This is a genomic window from Streptomyces sp. NBC_01635, from assembly GCF_045209715.1.
GTDB lineage: Bacteria > Actinomycetota > Actinomycetes > Streptomycetales > Streptomycetaceae > Streptomyces > Streptomyces hirsutus.
This window is the reverse complement of sequence record NZ_CP109277.1, coordinates 6128173-6144001: the sequence shown is the minus strand read 5'-3', so window position 1 is coordinate 6144001 and position 15829 is coordinate 6128173. Positions and strand designations below refer to the sequence as shown.

Here is a 15829-nt window from a genome sequence, read left to right as displayed (position 1 = left end):
CCATGGGAACAGGCGGGTGCTCCGGGGGCAAGAACCCGGCTACCTTGGAGAGCCCTTGAGCCGTGATGCTGGGGAGGCACCGTTGCATACCCGCGGGAAGCAACCCGACGTACCGGCACCGGACACTCCGTGGGACGAGATCGCACCCGGCCTGTGGATGGGCGGGCACCAGTTCAGGGCCCGGACCGGGCGGCTGGAGTTCGCATCCGTGCGCCAGGAGTTCGATCTTGTGCAGACGCTGCTGCGGCTGCCGGGGCACGGACCGGACCCCGGGGTCGAGCACCATGTGTGGCCGATCCCGGACGGGCCGCTCGACGGGACCCAGCTCCTGGGAGTCATCCGGCTCGCCGAGGCGGCGTGCGAGGCGCTGGACGACGGCCGCAAGGTCCTGGTGCGCTGCTATCACGGATACAACCGCTCAGGACTGGTCGTCGCGCACGCACTGATGCGCCGGGGCAGCTCCGCCGAGGAGGCGATCCGGCTGATCCGGGCCCGCCGCTCGGGCTGGGCCCTGCACAACGACCTGTTCGTCGACTACCTGCGGGCCGGACTGCCGACGGCCCGGCTGCTGGAGGAACTGACGGAGTAAAAGGACAGGACGCCGTGGGGTGCGCGTCGGGCGGCCTGACGCTTCCTCAGCACGGGGCTGTCACCAGCGGCGACGCGGGGCGATCCGGACGACCGTCCCCGATGGCGCACCAAGGCGGGCGGGGGCGGAGGGCTGCTCCTAATGTGGCGATTAGTCACTTTGCAGCCTTTCGCCCCTATATGGAGGTACTCCATGTCACGGCACTCCCCGCACTCACCACTCGCCTCGCGCCCCCGCCTCCTCCGCCGCCTGCCGATGTCGCTGGCCGTCGGCACCCTGGCCCTCGCGGCCGCCGTCGTCCCCGCCATCGCGAGCGACACACTGGGCAATGACGATGAGTCAGGCTGGAGCCAGCAGGGCGACAACGGCGACAACGACGACTGGAACCAGCAGACCGGCGACGGCGGCACAACCGACCAACAGGGCGACAACGGCGACAACGGCGGCCCCTCGAACCAACAGGGCGGCAACGGCGACTGGACCCAGCAGACCGGCGACGGCAATGGCGGCGACGGCGACGGCGACGGCGACGGCGACTGGGATAACGGCAACAACAACGGTGGCGGCAACGGCGGAGGCGGAGGCAACGACGGAGGGGGCAGGGGCGGCAACGACGGCAGCCCCGGCAACAGCAACGGCGGAGGCGACTGGGGCGGAGGCAACGGCGGTGGGGGCGGGGGCGGAGGCAACGGCGGTGGGGGCGGGGGCGGCAACGGCGGGGGCAACTGGGATAACGGCAACAACAACGGTGGCGGCAACGGCGGAGGCGGAGGCAACGACGGAGGGGGCAGGGGCGGCAACGACGGCAGCGACTGGGATAACGGCAACAACAACGGTGGCGACAACGGCGGAGGCGGAGGCAACGACGGAAGGGGCAGGGGCGGCAACGACAACGGCGTCGGCAACAACGGCGGCGGCCACGGCAACGGTGGCGGCGGTGACGGTGACGGTGGCGGTGGCGGCGGCGGTGACGGTGGCGGCGGCGGCGGCGGCGGCGGCGGTGGTGGCGGCAACGACGGAGGGGGTAGGGGCGGCCACGGCAACGGTGGCGGCAACGACGACGGAGGGGGCGGAGGCGGCAACGGCAGGAACGACAACGGCGTCGGCCACGGGAACGGCAATGACGGAGTCGGCGGCAACGGCGGCGGCAACCACGGCGACCACAGCCGGTACAGGGGTGTCGTCACGGCGCCCTCGCTCGCCCTGCGCACCTCGCCGGACCGCGGCGCACGGGTCATCCGGCACGTCCGCAAGGGCGATGTCGTCTCGATCTACTGCAAGGCCGGCGGGGACAACGTCCAGGGCAACCCGCTCTGGTACCTGGTCACCGACGGCAGAACCTGGGCCTGGGGTACCGCCCGCCACATCGACAACATCGGGCCCGCGCCACGCTGGTGCTGACCGGCACACCACACAAGAGGTCACATATAGGTAGGTTCCGGACATGAGCAAGGCCGGAATCTCCTTGGCGACGGCTGATCCGCCCACGCCCACCGCTCCCCTCCCCCGGCGCCGTGGCGTCGAACTCGCCCTCATCGTCCTGGCCGTCCTGCTGTCGGTGTACGGCTACTGCGCCGTCGGCTTCGCCAGGAACGGCGCCGTCCCGCCCGGCGCCGCCGGTTACGGCGCCGGGCTCGGCGTGCTCGCGCTGTTCGCGCATCTGGCGGTGCGCTTCCGCGCGCCCCGGGCCGACCCGCTCCTGCTCCCCATCGCAGTCCTGCTCAACGGGCTCGGCCTGGTGCTGATCTACCGGCTCGACCTGGAGACACCGGGCGACGAGGCCGCCCCGACCCAGTTGGTGTGGTCGACGCTGGGCGTGGCACTGTTCATCGCGGTCGTCCTGTTGCTGCGCGACCACCGGGTGCTGCGGCGCTTCACCCGCGTGTGCGCCGCCTCGGCGCTCGTCCTGCTCACGGTGCCGATCCTCTTTCCCGCGGTGAACGGGGCCCGCATCTGGATCCGGGTCGCCGGATTCTCCATCCAGCCGGGAGAGTTCGCGAAGGTGCTGCTCGCGGTGTTCTTCGCGGCGTACCTGGCGGAGAACCGCGGCGCGCTCACCTACGCCGGCCGCCGGTTCTGGCGGCTGCAGCTGCCCACCGGGCGGGTGCTCGGCCCGATCGTCGCCGTGTGGCTGGTGAGCGTGGGCGTGCTGGTCCTGGAGCGGGACCTCGGCACGTCACTGCTGTTCTTCGGCCTGTTCGTCGTCGTGCTGTACGTCGCCACCGGCCGTACCGGCTGGCTCGCCGTCGGCCTGCTGCTGGCGTCGCTGGGCGCGGTGGCCGTGGGCCGGCTGGAACCGCATGTACACAGCAGAATCGAGACCTGGCTGAATCCGTTCGCCTCGATCGAGGCGGGTGAGGGCCCGAACCAGCTGGCGCAGTCGCTGTTCGCCTTCGCGGAGGGCGGGCTGCTCGGCACCGGGCTGGGGCGCGGGCATTCCGTGCTCATCGGCTTCGCGGTCAAGTCCGACTTCATCCTGGCCACGGCCGGTGAGGAACTGGGGCTCGTCGGGCTCTCCGCGATCTTCCTGTTGTACGGGCTGCTGGTGGAACGCGGCTACCGGGCCGGCCTCGCGCTGCGCGATCCGTTCGGCCGGCTGCTCGCCGTGGGGCTGGCCGCGATCGTGGCCCTCCAGGTGTTCGTGATCGCGGGCGGGGTCACGGGGCTGATCCCGCTGACCGGGATGGCGATGCCGTTCCTGGCGCAGGGGGGTTCGTCGGTGGTCACCAACTGGGCGATCGTGGCGCTGCTGGTCCGGCTGAGCGATTCGGCAGGCCACCGGGGGGACGGACGTCCTCGGTCCGACGGGACGGACGGAGGTGCGGGTTCATGACACGGTACATCCGGCGGGCCGCCGTGTTCTGCGGACTGCTGCTGTTCGCCCTGCTGGTGAACGCCACCCGCGTCCAGGTGCTGCATGCCGACGCCTACGACGAGAACCCGGCCAACCGCCGTGACACCATCGCCCGTTACCGCCAGCCGCGCGGTGACATCCTGGTCGACGGCCGCCCGGTCACCGGCTCGCGGGACACCCGGGAGCATCTGCGCTACGAACGGACCTACGCCGACGGCCCGTTGTACGCGCCGGTGACCGGCTTCGCCTCTCAGGAGTACGGAACGACCCTGCTGGAGCACACGGAGGACGGGCTGCTGGCGGGCACCGACCCGCTGCTCCAGCCACTGCCGTTGTGGAACGACTTCACCCGATCCCGCAACGCGGGCGGCGACGTCCTCACGACCATCCACCCGGCCGCCCAGCGGGCCGCGTACGAAGGGCTGCGCTCGCGCAAGGGCGCGGTGGCGGCGGTGGAGCCTTCGACCGGGCGGATCCTGGCCCTGGTGTCCGTCCCGTCGTACGACCCGGAGCTGCTGTCCGGGAACGGGGCGGCGGCACGGCAGGCCTGGGCCCGGCTGAACGCCGACCCGGACAAGCCGATGCTGAACCGGGCCGCGCGGCAGACGTATCCACCGGGTTCGACGTTCAAGGTGGTCACCGCGGCGGCGGCGCTGGACGCGGGCGTGGTCACCGACCTCGACGAGCCGACGGACTCCCCCGACCCGTACACCCTGCCGGGGACGACGACACGGCTGACGAACGAGTCCCGGGGCTGCGCGGACGCCTCGGTGCGGGAGGCGTTCACCTGGTCCTGCAACACCGTGTTCGCCAAGGTGGGGGTGGCCACGGGCCTGGCGGACCTGACGGCCACGGCGGAGGGCTTCGGGTTCAACGAGGAGGGGCTGCGGGTGCCGTTCCCGGTGGCGCGCAGCACCTTCGACACCACGATGGACCGGGCGCAGCTCGCCCTGTCGTCGATCGGTCAGTACAACACGCGGGCCACCCCCCTGCAGATGGCGATGGTCGCGGCGGCCGTCGCCAACAACGGGCACGTGCGGGAGCCGTACCTGGTGGAGCGGACGACCCGGGCGAGTGGCGGCACGGTGTCGACGGCCGGCCCGGGGCGGTCCCGGCAGGCCATGTACCCGTCGACGGCGCTGCGGATGCGGGAACTGATGCGCGGGGTGGTGGAGGAGGGCACGGGCACGAACGCGGCGATCCGCGGTGCCGTGGTCGGCGGCAAGACCGGCACCGCCCAGCACGGCATCGGCAACTCCGGTACGCCGTACGCCTGGTTCGTGTCCTGGGCGCAGAACGACGGAGACGCGGAGGCGAAGGTCGCGGTGGCGGTCGTGGTGGAGGACGCGGCGGCCAGTCGCCGGGAGATCAGCGGCGGCGGCACTGCGGCGCCGATCGCCAAAGCGGTGATGGAGGCCGTGTTGAAGCCGTAGGCATCGCCGTGCGGATCATCTGCTGGGACGAGGGCTGCCGAACCCGCCTCCGTCCGTCTACCGTTCGGCCCATGACGGAAGCCATCCCCGTGCACGAACTCGCCCAGGTCAATATCTCTCGCCTCCAAGCCCCGCTGGATTCACCGCGGTTGAAGGACTTCGTCGACAATCTCGACCCGGTGAACGCAGACGCCGAGGCCGCCGACGGCTTCGTCTGGCGGCTGCTCGGCGAGGAGGGGAACGCCACCGACGTGTCCGTCTTCGACGACCCATGGCTGATCGTGAACATGTCGGTGTGGCGGGACACCCGTGCTCTGACCGCGTACATGTACCAGGGGCGGCACCGGGAGATGCTGGCCCGGCGCCGGGAGTGGTTCGAGCAGGTGAAGGAGGCGATGACGACCCTGTGGTGGGTCCCGAAGGGCCACCGTCCCACGGTCGCGGAGGCGGAGGCGCGACTGCTGCACCTGCGCGCCCACGGCCCGACGCCCTACGCGTTCACGCTCCGGACGTCGTTCCCGCAGGGGAGCGCGGAGCCCGTCCCGGGCGAGGCGCCGAACGGGCTGGGCCGCCCGGTCTAGCGGCGGCGGTCGACGGCGGCGAGGTCGATGTCGATCGGGAAGGGCACGGTCAGCTCGAGGCGGTTGTGGAAGATGCCCATGGGCACGTACGACTTGGTCGCGTCGTCCAGTTCGTAGACGTGGACCACGGGGAGTCCCTCGTCCTCCTCGACGCGCCAGAAGTGCGCGATCCCCGCGGCCGCGTATTTACGGGGCTTGGCCTCACGGTCCCGCTCCACCGAGTCCGGAGTCCGACCGGCACCGTCAGCCCACCCAGGGCGAACGCCGATCCGCCGCTCCATGAGGTGCTCCGGAGAGCGCGCCGTCGACGCCCGCGCCGGGTGGACCGTCCGCCGACAAGTCGCGCGCAGGGGATTGACGGGCTTGCTGACAGGCAGTCTCATAAGTGAGGTGACCCACCGGTAGCCCGCTACGCCCACGAGGTGGAACCGCCATGACGACCCAGCCCCTGACGGACGCCGACGCCCTCGACGGGCTGCGCGACGCACTCGGCCTGCTCAAGGACCGGGAGCAGGTGGCCGAGCGGCTGCTCGACGCCTCCGCCAAGCACTCCTTCGACCCGGACAAGGAACTGGACTGGGACGCGCCCTTCGAGGAGGGTCTGTGGTTCTGGCCGCCGGAGCTGGTCTCGCTGTACGGCACCCCGCTGTGGAAGCGGATGAGCGAGGAGCAGCGCCTCCTGCTGTCGCGGCACGAGGCGGCGGCGCTCGCCTCGCTCGGCATCTGGTTCGAACTGATCCTGATGCAGCTGCTGGTGCGGCACATCTACGACAAGGCGGCCACGAGCGCGCATGTGCGGTACGCGCTCACCGAGATCGAGGACGAGTGCCGGCACTCCAGGATGTTCGCCCGGCTGATCACCCGCGGCGACACTCCCTGGTACCCGGTGAGCCCGCTGCACCAGCACCTCGGACGGCTGTTCAAGACCATCTCCACCACGCCCGGCTCCTTCACGGCGACCCTGCTCGGCGAGGAGGTCCTGGACTGGATGCAGCGGCTGACCTTCCCGGACGAGCGCGTCCAGCCGCTGATCCGGGGCGTCACGCGCATCCACGTCGTCGAGGAGGCCCGGCATGTGCGCTACGCCCGCGAGGAGCTGCGGCGCCAGATGGTGACCGCGCCGAAGTGGTCGCAGGAGTTCACCCGGATCACCTCCGGCGAGTTCGCCCGCGTCTTCTCGGTGGCGTTCGTCAACCCGGACGTCTACACGAACGTCGGGCTGGACAAGCGTGAGGCCGTCGCCCAGGTCAGGGCCTGCGCGCACCGGCGGGACGTGATGCAGCAGGGCGCGAAACGGCTCACGGACTTCCTGGACGACATCGGTGTACTGCGCGGGGCCGGACGGCGGCTGTGGAGGTCCTCCGGGCTGCTGGCCTGAGCACCACCGCCCCGGCAGCCACCAAGCGGCTCACGACCCCGCGGCGGAGCCGCACATCGACCCGGCCTGGACGACACCGGTGTCCTGCACGGGGCCGGACGACGACTGCGGAAGTCCTCCGGGCTGCTGGCCTGAGCACCACCGCCCCGGCAGCCGCCAAGCGGCTCACGACCCCGCGGCGGAGCCGCACATCGACCCGGCCTGGACGACTTCGGTGTCCTGCGCGGGGCCGGACGACGACTGCGGAAGTCCTCCGGGCTGCCGGCGCAGGCACCGGGCGCGTGCCGAAGGGGCGGGCGCCGGAGCAGCCGCCGGGGGCGGGCGGTTACGCTGCGGGGCATGACCCCGTCGGCCCCCACCCCCGCCTACCGGCGCCTCGGCGTCGAGGAGCGGCGCAGACAACTGCTCGACGCCGCGCTGTCCCTCTTCGCCCACCGCGCGCCCGACGAGGTGTCGCTGGACGACGTGGCGGAGGCCGCCGGGGTGTCGCGGCCCCTGGTGTACCGGTACTTCCCGGGCGGCAAGCAGCAGCTGTACGAGGCGGCGCTCCGGTCCGCCGCCGACGAGCTGCGGGACTGCTTCGACGAGCCCCGCGAAGGCCCGCTGCTGCCCCGGCTGGCCAGGGCGCTCGACCGGTACCTCGCCTTCGTCGAGGGGCACGGCACCGGGTTCAGCGCGCTGCTGCAGGGCGGGAGCGTGGTGGAGACCTCCCGTACGACCGCCATCGTCGACGGGGTGCGCCGGGCCGCCGCCGAGCACATCCTCAGCCATCTCGGGGCCACCGAGCCGGGGCCCCGGCTGCGGATGACCATCCGGATGTGGATCACCGCCGTGGAGGCGGCCTCGCTGATCTGGCTCGACGAGGGCAGGCAGCTGCCCGTCGACGAGCTGCGGGACTGGCTCGTGGAGCAGTTCCTGGCCGCCCTGGAGGTGACCGCGCGGCGCGACGCGGAGACCGGGGCCCTCGTCCGGGCGCTGTCGGAGGACGGCTGACCCGTCGGACGGACGGCCGGTGGACGCCCGACGCGGGGGCATGACCGACACTGGTGCCGTGAGAAGTCAGGACACCCCCTTCGAGGGCGGACCGATGGACGGGCGCGTCCTGCCCGTGCTGCTGGGCATCACCGGGCACCCGCCCAAGACGTACCGCATCCCCGTCCCGGCCCCGGACGGCGGCCCGCCCGCGGTGCTGGTCTACCGGCGCGTGCCTCGGGGGCAGAGCGGCCGGCTCGGACTGACCCAGGGGTGGAAGTACCGGTACGACCCGGACGGGGCCGCGACGGCCGACCGCCCGAGGTGGCCGTGGTCCGGGCGCACCCGCGATCCGGCCGCCGATCCAGACGCCACGCCGCGCGGCAAGCCGGACGACACCGACGGATGACACCGTTGCGCCGAACCGCGCACACCCGGCGAGCGGACCCGGCCAAGCCGCCGGATGCTCGCGATGCGGAGCGGAGGAGCCGCCCGCATCGGAGGTGATGAGGTGTCAGGAATGCTTCTGCGTCTGGCATGTACGGCGGCGGTCGCGGTCGGCACCGTTCTCGCGCCGGGGCCCGCTGCAGCCCTTCCAAAACCGCCGGGGCCCGCGACGGCCCTTCCGGAACCGCCGGCGAGTACCGCGACGGAACGTTCCGGGGACAGTGCGGCCGCCACCGAGGCGACACCGCCCGATGACCGGTCCGTCGCCGAGCTGCTGACGGACCTTCAGCGGCTGTACCGCGAGGCCGGGAAGGCCACCGAGGCCTACAACGCCGCCGAGGAGCGGCTGGCGAAGCAGCGCGCCGAGACACGACGGCTGGACCGTGCCCTCGCCGTCGCCCGGCTCTCCCTGCACGACAGCCGGGGCGCGGCCGGGCGGCTGGCCCGGCAGCAGTACCAGGGCAGCACCGGGATCTCCCCGTACGTGCGGCTGCTGCTGGCCCGCGATCCGCAGCACGCGCTCGACCAGGGACATGTGATCGGGCGGCTGGCACGCAACCGCGCGGACACGGTGGGGCGGCTGACCGGCAGCGAGCAGCGGGCCGAGACGCTCGCCCGGCGGGCCCGCAAGGCACTCGACGACCAGCTCGCCCTCGCCGAGCAGCGCGAGAAGGAGCGTGACGCGGTGCGCGAGCGGCTCGGCGAGGTCGAGGAACTGCTCGCTTCGCTCACCCCTGAGCAGCTGGCGGCACTCGCCGAGCTGGAGCGGGCCGAAGTCGCCGAGGACCAGGCGGAGTTCCTGGCTTCCGGAGCCCTCGGCGCGCCGGGGGCCCCCGGTACTCCCCATACTCCCGGCACTACCCCCACCGCCCCCGGTACCCCCACCGCCCCCGGCACTCCCGGCACTACCCCCACCGCCCCCGGCACTCCCGCGGCCCCCGGCACTCCCGGTACTCCCGCCGCCCCCGGCACTCCCCGTGCTCCCGGTGCCGGGCGCACGCCCTCCGCGGCGGGCGACCGGGCCCTGCGGTACGCGGTGGAGCAGATCGGGAAGCCGTACGAGTGGGGCGCCGAGGGCCCCGAGGCGTACGACTGCTCGGGGCTGACCTCCGAGGCGTGGCGGGCGGCCGGGACGCCGGTGCCCCGGACCAGTCAGGAGCAGTGGGCGCGGCTGGACCGGGTACCGCTGGACGAACTGCGGCCGGGTGACCTCGTCGTGTACTTCCCCGACGCCACGCATGTCGCCGTCTACCTCGGCGACGGCATGGTGGTGCAGGCGCCGCGGCCCGGCACGCGGGTGAAGGTCTCCCCGATCGCGGCCAACCCGGTCCTGGGCGCCGTACGCCCCGACCCGGGCCGGGCGCCCTTGCGGCGCTATGTGCCGCCCGAGCTCCCCGAGGGGGCGACGCAGGGGGCCGACCAGGGGTACCGGGGGGACGCGCCGGACTACGCCTCCACGGCCCCCGAGACCTCCGCCAGGTAGGCGCCGGCCTTCTCCGGGTCGTAGAAGAAGTTCTCGAGGTCGGCCGGGTTGTCGAAGCAGTTGACGAACCGGTCGGCGACGGGCTGGAGGCCGCCGGCCGCACCGAGGACGTCGAGGACGTGCGGGGGCGGCGGGGCCAGCATGGCGTTGGTCCACTTGGTGACGTGCTGGGCGGTGGCCCAGTAGCGGTCGAAGGTCTGCCGCATCCACGTCTCGTCGAACGGCGCCTCGCCGTGCTCGAGGATGGAGGCGAGGTAGGAGTCGGCGCACTTGGACGCGGAGTTGGAGCCCTGGCCGGTGATCGGGTCGTTGGCCACGACCACGTCGGCGACGCCGAGGACCAGGCCGCCGCCGGGCAGCGTGCCGACGGGGTTGCGGACGGTCGGGGCGTAGCGGCCGGCGAGGGTGCCGCCGGCGTCGGTCAGTTCGACCTTGGTGGCCCGCGCGTATTCCCAGGGGAGGAACTTCTCCATGAGTTCCAGGGTCAGGGAGAGGTGCTCCGCCGGGTCCTTGACGTCCTTGAAGACGTCCAGCGGGCCGCCGGGTATGCCCTCCCAGAACAGGATGTCGGCGCGGCCCGAGGTGGTGAGCGTCGGCATGATGAACATCTCGCCGACGCCGGGGACGATGTTGCAGCGGACCGCCTCGGTGTCCGGGTGCTCCGGACGCGGGTCCATCCCGTGGACGTAGGCCACCGCGAGCGCGCGCTGCGGCTCCGCGTACGGGGAGCGCGAGGCGTCGCGGCCGAACATCTGCACGAGCTCGCCCTTGCCGGCGGCGACGAGCACGAGGTCGTACGTACGGGAGAAGTAGTCCAGGTCGCCGACGGCCGCGCCGTGGATGACCAGCTGGCCACCGCGCTGCGCGAACGTGTCCATCCAGCCCGCCATCTTCACCCGCTGGTCGACCGACTGCGCGAACCCGTCGAGCCTGCCCAGCCAGTTGATCGCACGCTGCGTCGGGCCCGGGTCGTGCGAGCCGGGGGCCGCGACCGAGACACCGAGCCCCTGGATCTTCGGGGCCTGGGACTCCCAGAAGTTCAGCTGGAGATCGCGCTCGTGCTGCAGCGCCGTGTGGAACATGCACTGCGTCGACATCACCCGGCCGGTGCGGATCTCGTCCGCGGTCCGGTTGGACATCAGGGTGACCTCGTACCCGTGCGACTGAAGGCCGAGGGCGAGCTGGAGACCGGACTGGCCGGCTCCGACGACGAGTATCTTCCGCATACGGGGTTCTCCTAGCTGGACGAGGGCTTCCGGTGGCCGGGCAAGGGCTTCCGGACAGGGGCTTCCGGGTTGCTCCGGGGTTTCCGGGTTACTCCGGGGTTTCCTCGAGCGCGTGACCCACCAGGGACAGGAGGGTCTCGATGACCGAGATCCGGCGCCGCGCGTCCATGATCATGACAGGTATGTGGGAGGGGATGGTGAGCGCCTCCCGCACGTCGTCCGGCTCGAACAGCTCGGTCTCGTCGAAGTGGTTGACCGCGACGACGTACGGCAGTCCGCAGCTCTCGAAGTAGTCGAGCGCCGGGAAGCAGTCCTTGAGCCGGCGGGTGTCGGCCATGACGACCGCGCCGATCGCCCCGCGCACCAGGTCGTCCCACATGAACCAGAACCGCTGCTGACCGGGGGTGCCGAAGACGTAGAGCACCAGGTCGTCGTCGAGCGTGATCCGGCCGAAGTCCATCGCCACGGTGGTGGTGATCTTGTCCGGCGTGGCGGTGAGGTCGTCGGTCTCCGCGCTCGCCTCGGTCATGAGCGCCTCGGTCTCCAGCGGCCTGATCTCGGAGACGGTGCTGACCAGCGTGGTCTTGCCGACGCCGAAACCGCCGGCCACCACTATCTTCGTGGCGATCGGGGCGCGGGTACGGTCCGTCTGCCAGGGCAGCAACGGCTCGTCGTCCTCGTCGAGCGGGGTGACGCCTTGAACGGCCTCAGAGACGGCGGAGTCCACTCAGCACCCTTTCCAGCAGCGCGCGGTCCGGGCGGCCCGTGCCGTGGCCGGTTCCCGTTCCGTAGACACGGATCTTTCCCTGGTCCGCGAGATCGCTCAGGAGAACGCGGACCACGCCGAGCGGCATCTTCAGCAGCGCGGCGATCTCGGCCACCGTTCTCATACGGCGGCACAGTTCGACGATGGCCCGCAGCTCCGGCATCAACACCGACTTCAGCGAGCCCTTCGACAGCTCCTTGCGCTCCTCGGCGGCCTCCAGCTCGGCGGTGCTCGCCACGAACGTCTCGACGAGGAGCACGTGCCCGAAGCGGGTACGGCCGCCGGTGAGCGAGTAGGGGCGGACCCTGGCGGGTTTGCGGTCGCCGCCGCGGACCGGGAGGTTCTTCCTGGTTTTACCGCTCAACGGGGACTCCCGGTGGACTTGTTCTCCAGGGCTGTGTTCTCCATGGACATGCGCAGTTCGCTGCGGAGTTCGGGGGTCAGGACATGGCCGGCCCTGCCCACGAACAACGCCATGTGGTACGCCACGACGCTCATGTCGACGTCCGCGGAGCCGTGCACACCGAGCAGTGAGCCGTCACTGATCGACATCACGAACAGGCTGCCCTCGTCCATCGCCACCATGGTGTGCCGGACCTGGCCGTAGTCCATCAGCTTGGCGGCGCCGACGGTGAGGCTGCCGATGCCCGAGACGACGGTGGCCAGATCGGCGGCGGAGCCACGCGGGCCGGCGCGTTTCCCGGCCCGCACCGCCGGAGCACCCGGGGTGCGGGCGCCCTCGCCCGAGTCCGTCCGGGCCTTCGCGAGATCGGGGTCCGAGGAAAGCAGCAGCAGACCGTCGGAGGAGACCACCGCAACCGAGAGGATGCCGGGCACCTCCTCGACGAGATTGGTCAGCAGCCAGTGCAGATTGCGGGCTTCACTGCTCAGTCCGAAGGTACTCGGCGCGGTCAACTGGTTGCCTCCTCGACGGTGCCCCCCGTGGCTTCTTCGGATGTGGCGGTGACCGCGGTGGACGGCGTCCGGTGCGGGCCCGTCTCCTCGGTGATCTCCACCTCGACGTCCCGGCGTCCGGCTTCCGCCCCCCGGCGGAAGCCGCCGAGGCGGCGGCGCAGGACTTCGGCGTCCACCGAGCCGCTGCGCTGCCGGGGTGCCTCGACGGGTGCGGTGATCTTCGGTGTGCGCTTGGGCAGTCCCTTGGCGGTGACCGGCTCCGGGGCCTCCGGTTCCGGTTCCGGTTCCGGTTCCGGCTGCGCCGCTCGCTCCGGCTCCGGACCGTCGGGCACGCGCGTGTGCTCGGCGACGGGGGCCGGGGCGGGGGCGGAGTCCTGCACGGGTACCGGTGCCGGTGCGGGCTCGGGTTCCGGCGTGGACTCCGGTCGGGCGGCGGGAGCGGGGACGGCCGCTGCCTGCGGGTCGGCCGTGAGGTCGACGGCCGCCGGGGCGTCGTCGACCGGGTGGCCGGGGTGGGCGGCCGGGGTGTCGGCGCCGGGGGTCCCGGCGGCGGCCGGCCGTGCGGGCTGCTCGTCGGGCGCCTGCGCGGGCGCCGGGATCAGCAGCTCCATGGTCGTCTCGGCGGGCCGCTCGTGCGTCGCGTCCAGGCCCTCGGCGGTACCGTCGACGGCTTCGGCCGCGGCGGCCGTCCCGGAGGTGCCCTCAGGGGTGGCCCGGGAGGGCGCCGGCTCCGTGACGTCGTCCGTCGCGGGCTCCGCGGACCGCTCTCCGGCGGGCTCGTCCACGGGCCCGTCCGCCTCGGGTCCCTTCGCGGCGGGTTCCTTCGCCGCGGATTCCTTCGCCTCGGGTTCCGGTGAGCCGGGCCGCTCCCCCGTGGCGGGTTCCTCCGCCGCGGGCTCCTCCTGCCGCCGTACCGTCTGCTCCGCCAGGGCGACCAGCGGGTCGTCGTCCTCCGTGCGTCCGTGCAGGACGTTGGAATTGGCCTCGGCGTCCGCGCCGGGCAGGGAGACACGGAGCGACCCGTCGGCGACGGGACCGGAGGCGGGTACGGCGCCCGGGGTGGCGGCGGCCAGCAGGGGCATGGGCAGGACCACGACCGCGGCGACACCGCCCTGCTTCTGCTCCCGCAACTGCACCCGTACCCCGTGCCGCTGGGCGAGCCGGGCGACGACGTACAGGCCGAGCCCGAGGCCGTCCTCACCCTCCTGCTCGTAGGGCGCCTCCGGGTCGAAGTCGGACAGGCGGGCGTTGAGCCGCTCCAGCCGCTCCCCGGTCATGCCGATGCCCTCGTCCTGCACGGAGAGCATGACCTCGCCGCTCTCCAGGAGCCAGCCGGAGACCTCGACGGGCAGGTCGGGCGGGCAGAACGAGGTCGCGTTCTCCAGGAGCTCGGCGAGCAGATGACTGACGTCGTCGGCGGCGAACCCGGCGATGTGCGCGTGCGGCGGCAGCGCCGCGATGCGGACCCGCTCGTAGCGCTCGATCTCGCTGACCGCGGCCCGTACGACGTCGACGAGCGGCACCGGGGCCGCCGAGTGCTGGACGTGTTCGGTGCCGGCGAGGACGAGCAGGTTCTCGCTGTGCCGGCGCATCACCGTGGCGAAGTGGTCGAGCTTGAACAGGGTGGCCAGGCGGTCCGGGTCGTCCTCGCGCTCCTCCAGGCCCTCGATGACGCCGAGTTGCCGTTCGACCAGACCGAGAGTGCGCAGCGCCAGGCTGACGAAGGTGCCGCCGATGCTGCTGCGCAGCTGCTCCAGGCGGGCGGCGGACTCGGTGACCTGGGTGTGCAGCTCCTCGCGGGCGTCGGCCATCCGCTCCCGCTGCGCGACGAGGTGCTTGCGGTCGGCCTCCAGTGTGGTGATCCGCCCGGTGAGCTGTGCGGCGTGCGCGTGCAGGGCGTTGACGGAGCGGACGACCTGGGCGAACTCGTCGTTGCGCCCGGTGAACGCGACCGGTTCCTCGACGGCGGGGTTCTCCGCGCCGGCGAGCCGGGCGGAACCGCGGCGCAGCGCGGACAGCGGACGGGTGAGGGTGCGGGCCATGGCGGTGGCGACGCCGACCGCGAGCAGCATGAGGGCGCCGAGGAGGGCCACGCGGATCTCGAGCGCGGTGACGTCGTCGTCGCGCAGCTGGGCGAGGTCCTTGGTGCGCTGCTCGAAGAGGGCGGACTCGACTCCGCGCATCGCCTCCACGCGGGCGGTGAGCGCGGCCGCCAGCTTCTTGGAACCGGTGGCGAGTTCCTCGTCGGAGAGGGTCGGCTGGTCGGTGAGGTTCTTGAGGTACTTCTCGGCGGCGTCGACCTCGGGGCCGGTGACCGTGGAGTCGTACGAGGCGCGGGCGGCCTTGGGCGCCGTCTCGCGGAAGTCGGCGAGCGCGGCGTCGGAGCGCACGCGGGCCTGGAGGGCGGCCGCGGTCAGCGCGTCGCGCCGCTCGGCGTCGTCGTCCGACGTGGAGGTGGCCGTGACGGGCAGACCGGTGAGGGGGTCGATCACGGTCTGGGTGGTGCTCGGCACGCTGAGCGCGGCGAGCAGTAGCCCGCGGGTGGCGGCGGCCTGCTGGACGGCGGTGTCCAGCTCGGCGAGCGCGTAGGAGCCGGAGCCGGCCCGGGGCGGGGTCTCCTCCGCGAGCTGCTCGGCGAGCCGGTGCAGCTGGGTGATGGCGGTGGAGTACGCCTGGTGCGCCTCGATCGCACTGCTCTTGCCGGTGAGCGCGGCCCTGCGCAGGGCCGCGATGGCCTCGAGGTCGTCGCGCATCCCGGCCGAGGTGCCGGAGTCGGCGCGCAGTTCCTCGACCTGCCGGTCGACGCGAGTGCTGTGCTGCTCGGTGGGCGCCTTGGCCTTGGGGCGGCCGGCCGCGATGTAGGACGTCACGTCGTCCCGCTCGTCGGCGAGCGAGTGCGCGAGGGCGAGGGCGTCCCGGGTCTGCTCGGCCTGGGTCACCAGGTTCTGGGAGTCGCTCAGCTGCCCAGAGGCGGTGAGCAGGGAGGGCGTCCCGGCGCCGGCGATCGCCGCGGCCACGACCGCGACGGCCACGATGAGCCGGTTGCGCACATGGGTGGGGCGGCCCCGGCCGACGGTGGGCGTCTGCTCAGCGTCTCCCGCGGGGGGCGTCTGCTTGCCTGTGCGACGAGGCCGCGTCTTCTGCACCGGTGCTCGCATTCCTGACTCGTGTACCCGTGGGTCGGG

General features: G+C 72.6%; 14 protein-coding genes and 1 pseudogene. 9 read left to right on the top strand and 6 right to left on the bottom strand.

Annotated elements, in window-relative coordinates:
• Window positions 1–82: 82 nt before the first annotated feature.
• The 5 genes from OHB56_RS28665 (at window position 83) to OHB56_RS28645 (ending at window position 5457) form a co-directional block, all read left to right on the top strand.
• Window positions 83–589, top strand: coding sequence for a dual specificity protein phosphatase family protein (locus OHB56_RS28665; RefSeq protein WP_055593475.1), 507 nt, complete (start codon window positions 83–85; stop codon window positions 587–589).
• Between the two features lie 192 nt (window positions 590–781).
• Window positions 782–1990, top strand: coding sequence for a hypothetical protein (locus tag OHB56_RS28660; protein ID WP_406356423.1), 1209 nt, complete (start codon window positions 782–784; stop codon window positions 1988–1990).
• A 43-nt stretch (window positions 1991–2033) separates the two neighbouring features.
• Entirely contained in the window at window positions 2034–3422 is a 1389-nt protein-coding gene (locus OHB56_RS28655; RefSeq protein WP_406356421.1) for an FtsW/RodA/SpoVE family cell cycle protein, read from the top strand.
• The gene (locus OHB56_RS28650; protein WP_326754727.1) at window positions 3419–4876 is read left to right on the top strand and encodes a penicillin-binding transpeptidase domain-containing protein; all 1458 of its coding nucleotides are present in this window, start codon (window positions 3419–3421) and stop codon (window positions 4874–4876) included. Before OHB56_RS28655 ends, OHB56_RS28650 begins: the two co-directional genes overlap by 4 nt.
• Window positions 4877–4947: 71 nt before the next feature.
• Window positions 4948–5457, top strand: coding sequence for a DUF3291 domain-containing protein (locus OHB56_RS28645; protein ID WP_326754726.1), 510 nt, complete (start codon window positions 4948–4950; stop codon window positions 5455–5457).
• On the opposite strand, the pseudogene OHB56_RS28640 reads toward OHB56_RS28645, so the two are convergent.
• Window positions 5454–5681, bottom strand: a pseudogene (locus tag OHB56_RS28640) (Uma2 family endonuclease); the annotation flags it as partial. The gene OHB56_RS28645 and the pseudogene OHB56_RS28640 sit on opposite strands and share 4 nt — an antisense overlap.
• 209 nt (window positions 5682–5890) lie before the next feature.
• Here OHB56_RS28640 and OHB56_RS28635 point away from each other — a divergent pair.
• The 4 genes from OHB56_RS28635 to OHB56_RS28620 all read left to right on the top strand — a co-directional run bounded on the left by OHB56_RS28635 (window position 5891) and on the right by OHB56_RS28620 (window position 9737).
• Window positions 5891–6835, top strand: coding sequence for a diiron oxygenase (locus OHB56_RS28635; RefSeq protein ID WP_326754725.1), 945 nt, complete (start codon window positions 5891–5893; stop codon window positions 6833–6835).
• Window positions 6836–7174: 339 nt separating this feature from the next.
• On the top strand, window positions 7175–7828 hold the full coding sequence (locus OHB56_RS28630) for a helix-turn-helix domain-containing protein (RefSeq protein ID WP_326754724.1): 654 nt from the start codon (window positions 7175–7177) through the stop codon (window positions 7826–7828).
• A 58-nt stretch (window positions 7829–7886) separates the two neighbouring features.
• Window positions 7887–8216, top strand: coding sequence for a hypothetical protein (locus OHB56_RS28625; protein ID WP_326754723.1), 330 nt, complete (start codon window positions 7887–7889; stop codon window positions 8214–8216).
• A 102-nt stretch (window positions 8217–8318) separates the two neighbouring features.
• Window positions 8319–9737, top strand: a complete 1419-nt coding sequence (locus OHB56_RS28620; RefSeq protein WP_406356417.1) for an NlpC/P60 family protein — start codon at window positions 8319–8321, stop codon at window positions 9735–9737.
• On the opposite strand, the gene OHB56_RS28615 is transcribed toward OHB56_RS28620, so the two are convergent.
• The 5 genes from OHB56_RS28615 to OHB56_RS28595 all read right to left on the bottom strand — a co-directional run bounded on the left by OHB56_RS28615 (window position 9701) and on the right by OHB56_RS28595 (window position 15790).
• Window positions 9701–10963, bottom strand: coding sequence for a styrene monooxygenase/indole monooxygenase family protein (locus OHB56_RS28615; RefSeq protein ID WP_326754721.1), 1263 nt, complete (start codon window positions 10961–10963; stop codon window positions 9701–9703). The two genes, OHB56_RS28620 and OHB56_RS28615, sit on opposite strands and share 37 nt — an antisense overlap.
• A gap of 88 nt (window positions 10964–11051) precedes the next feature.
• Window positions 11052–11690: an ATP/GTP-binding protein gene (locus OHB56_RS28610; protein WP_326754720.1), complete on the bottom strand. Its 639-nt coding sequence runs from the start codon at window positions 11688–11690 to the stop codon at window positions 11052–11054.
• Complete coding sequence (locus OHB56_RS28605) at window positions 11671–12093, bottom strand: DUF742 domain-containing protein (RefSeq protein WP_326754719.1); 423 nt, start codon at window positions 12091–12093, stop codon at window positions 11671–11673. The genes OHB56_RS28610 and OHB56_RS28605 overlap by 20 nt, the downstream gene beginning before the upstream one ends.
• Window positions 12090–12644 (bottom strand): roadblock/LC7 domain-containing protein, encoded by a 555-nt coding sequence (locus tag OHB56_RS28600; RefSeq protein ID WP_326754718.1) that lies wholly within the window; start codon window positions 12642–12644, stop codon window positions 12090–12092. Before OHB56_RS28600 ends, OHB56_RS28605 begins: the two co-directional genes overlap by 4 nt.
• Window positions 12641–15790 (bottom strand): nitrate- and nitrite sensing domain-containing protein, encoded by a 3150-nt coding sequence (locus OHB56_RS28595; RefSeq protein WP_406356414.1) that lies wholly within the window; start codon window positions 15788–15790, stop codon window positions 12641–12643. Before OHB56_RS28595 ends, OHB56_RS28600 begins: the two co-directional genes overlap by 4 nt.
• Window positions 15791–15829 lie beyond the last annotated feature (39 nt).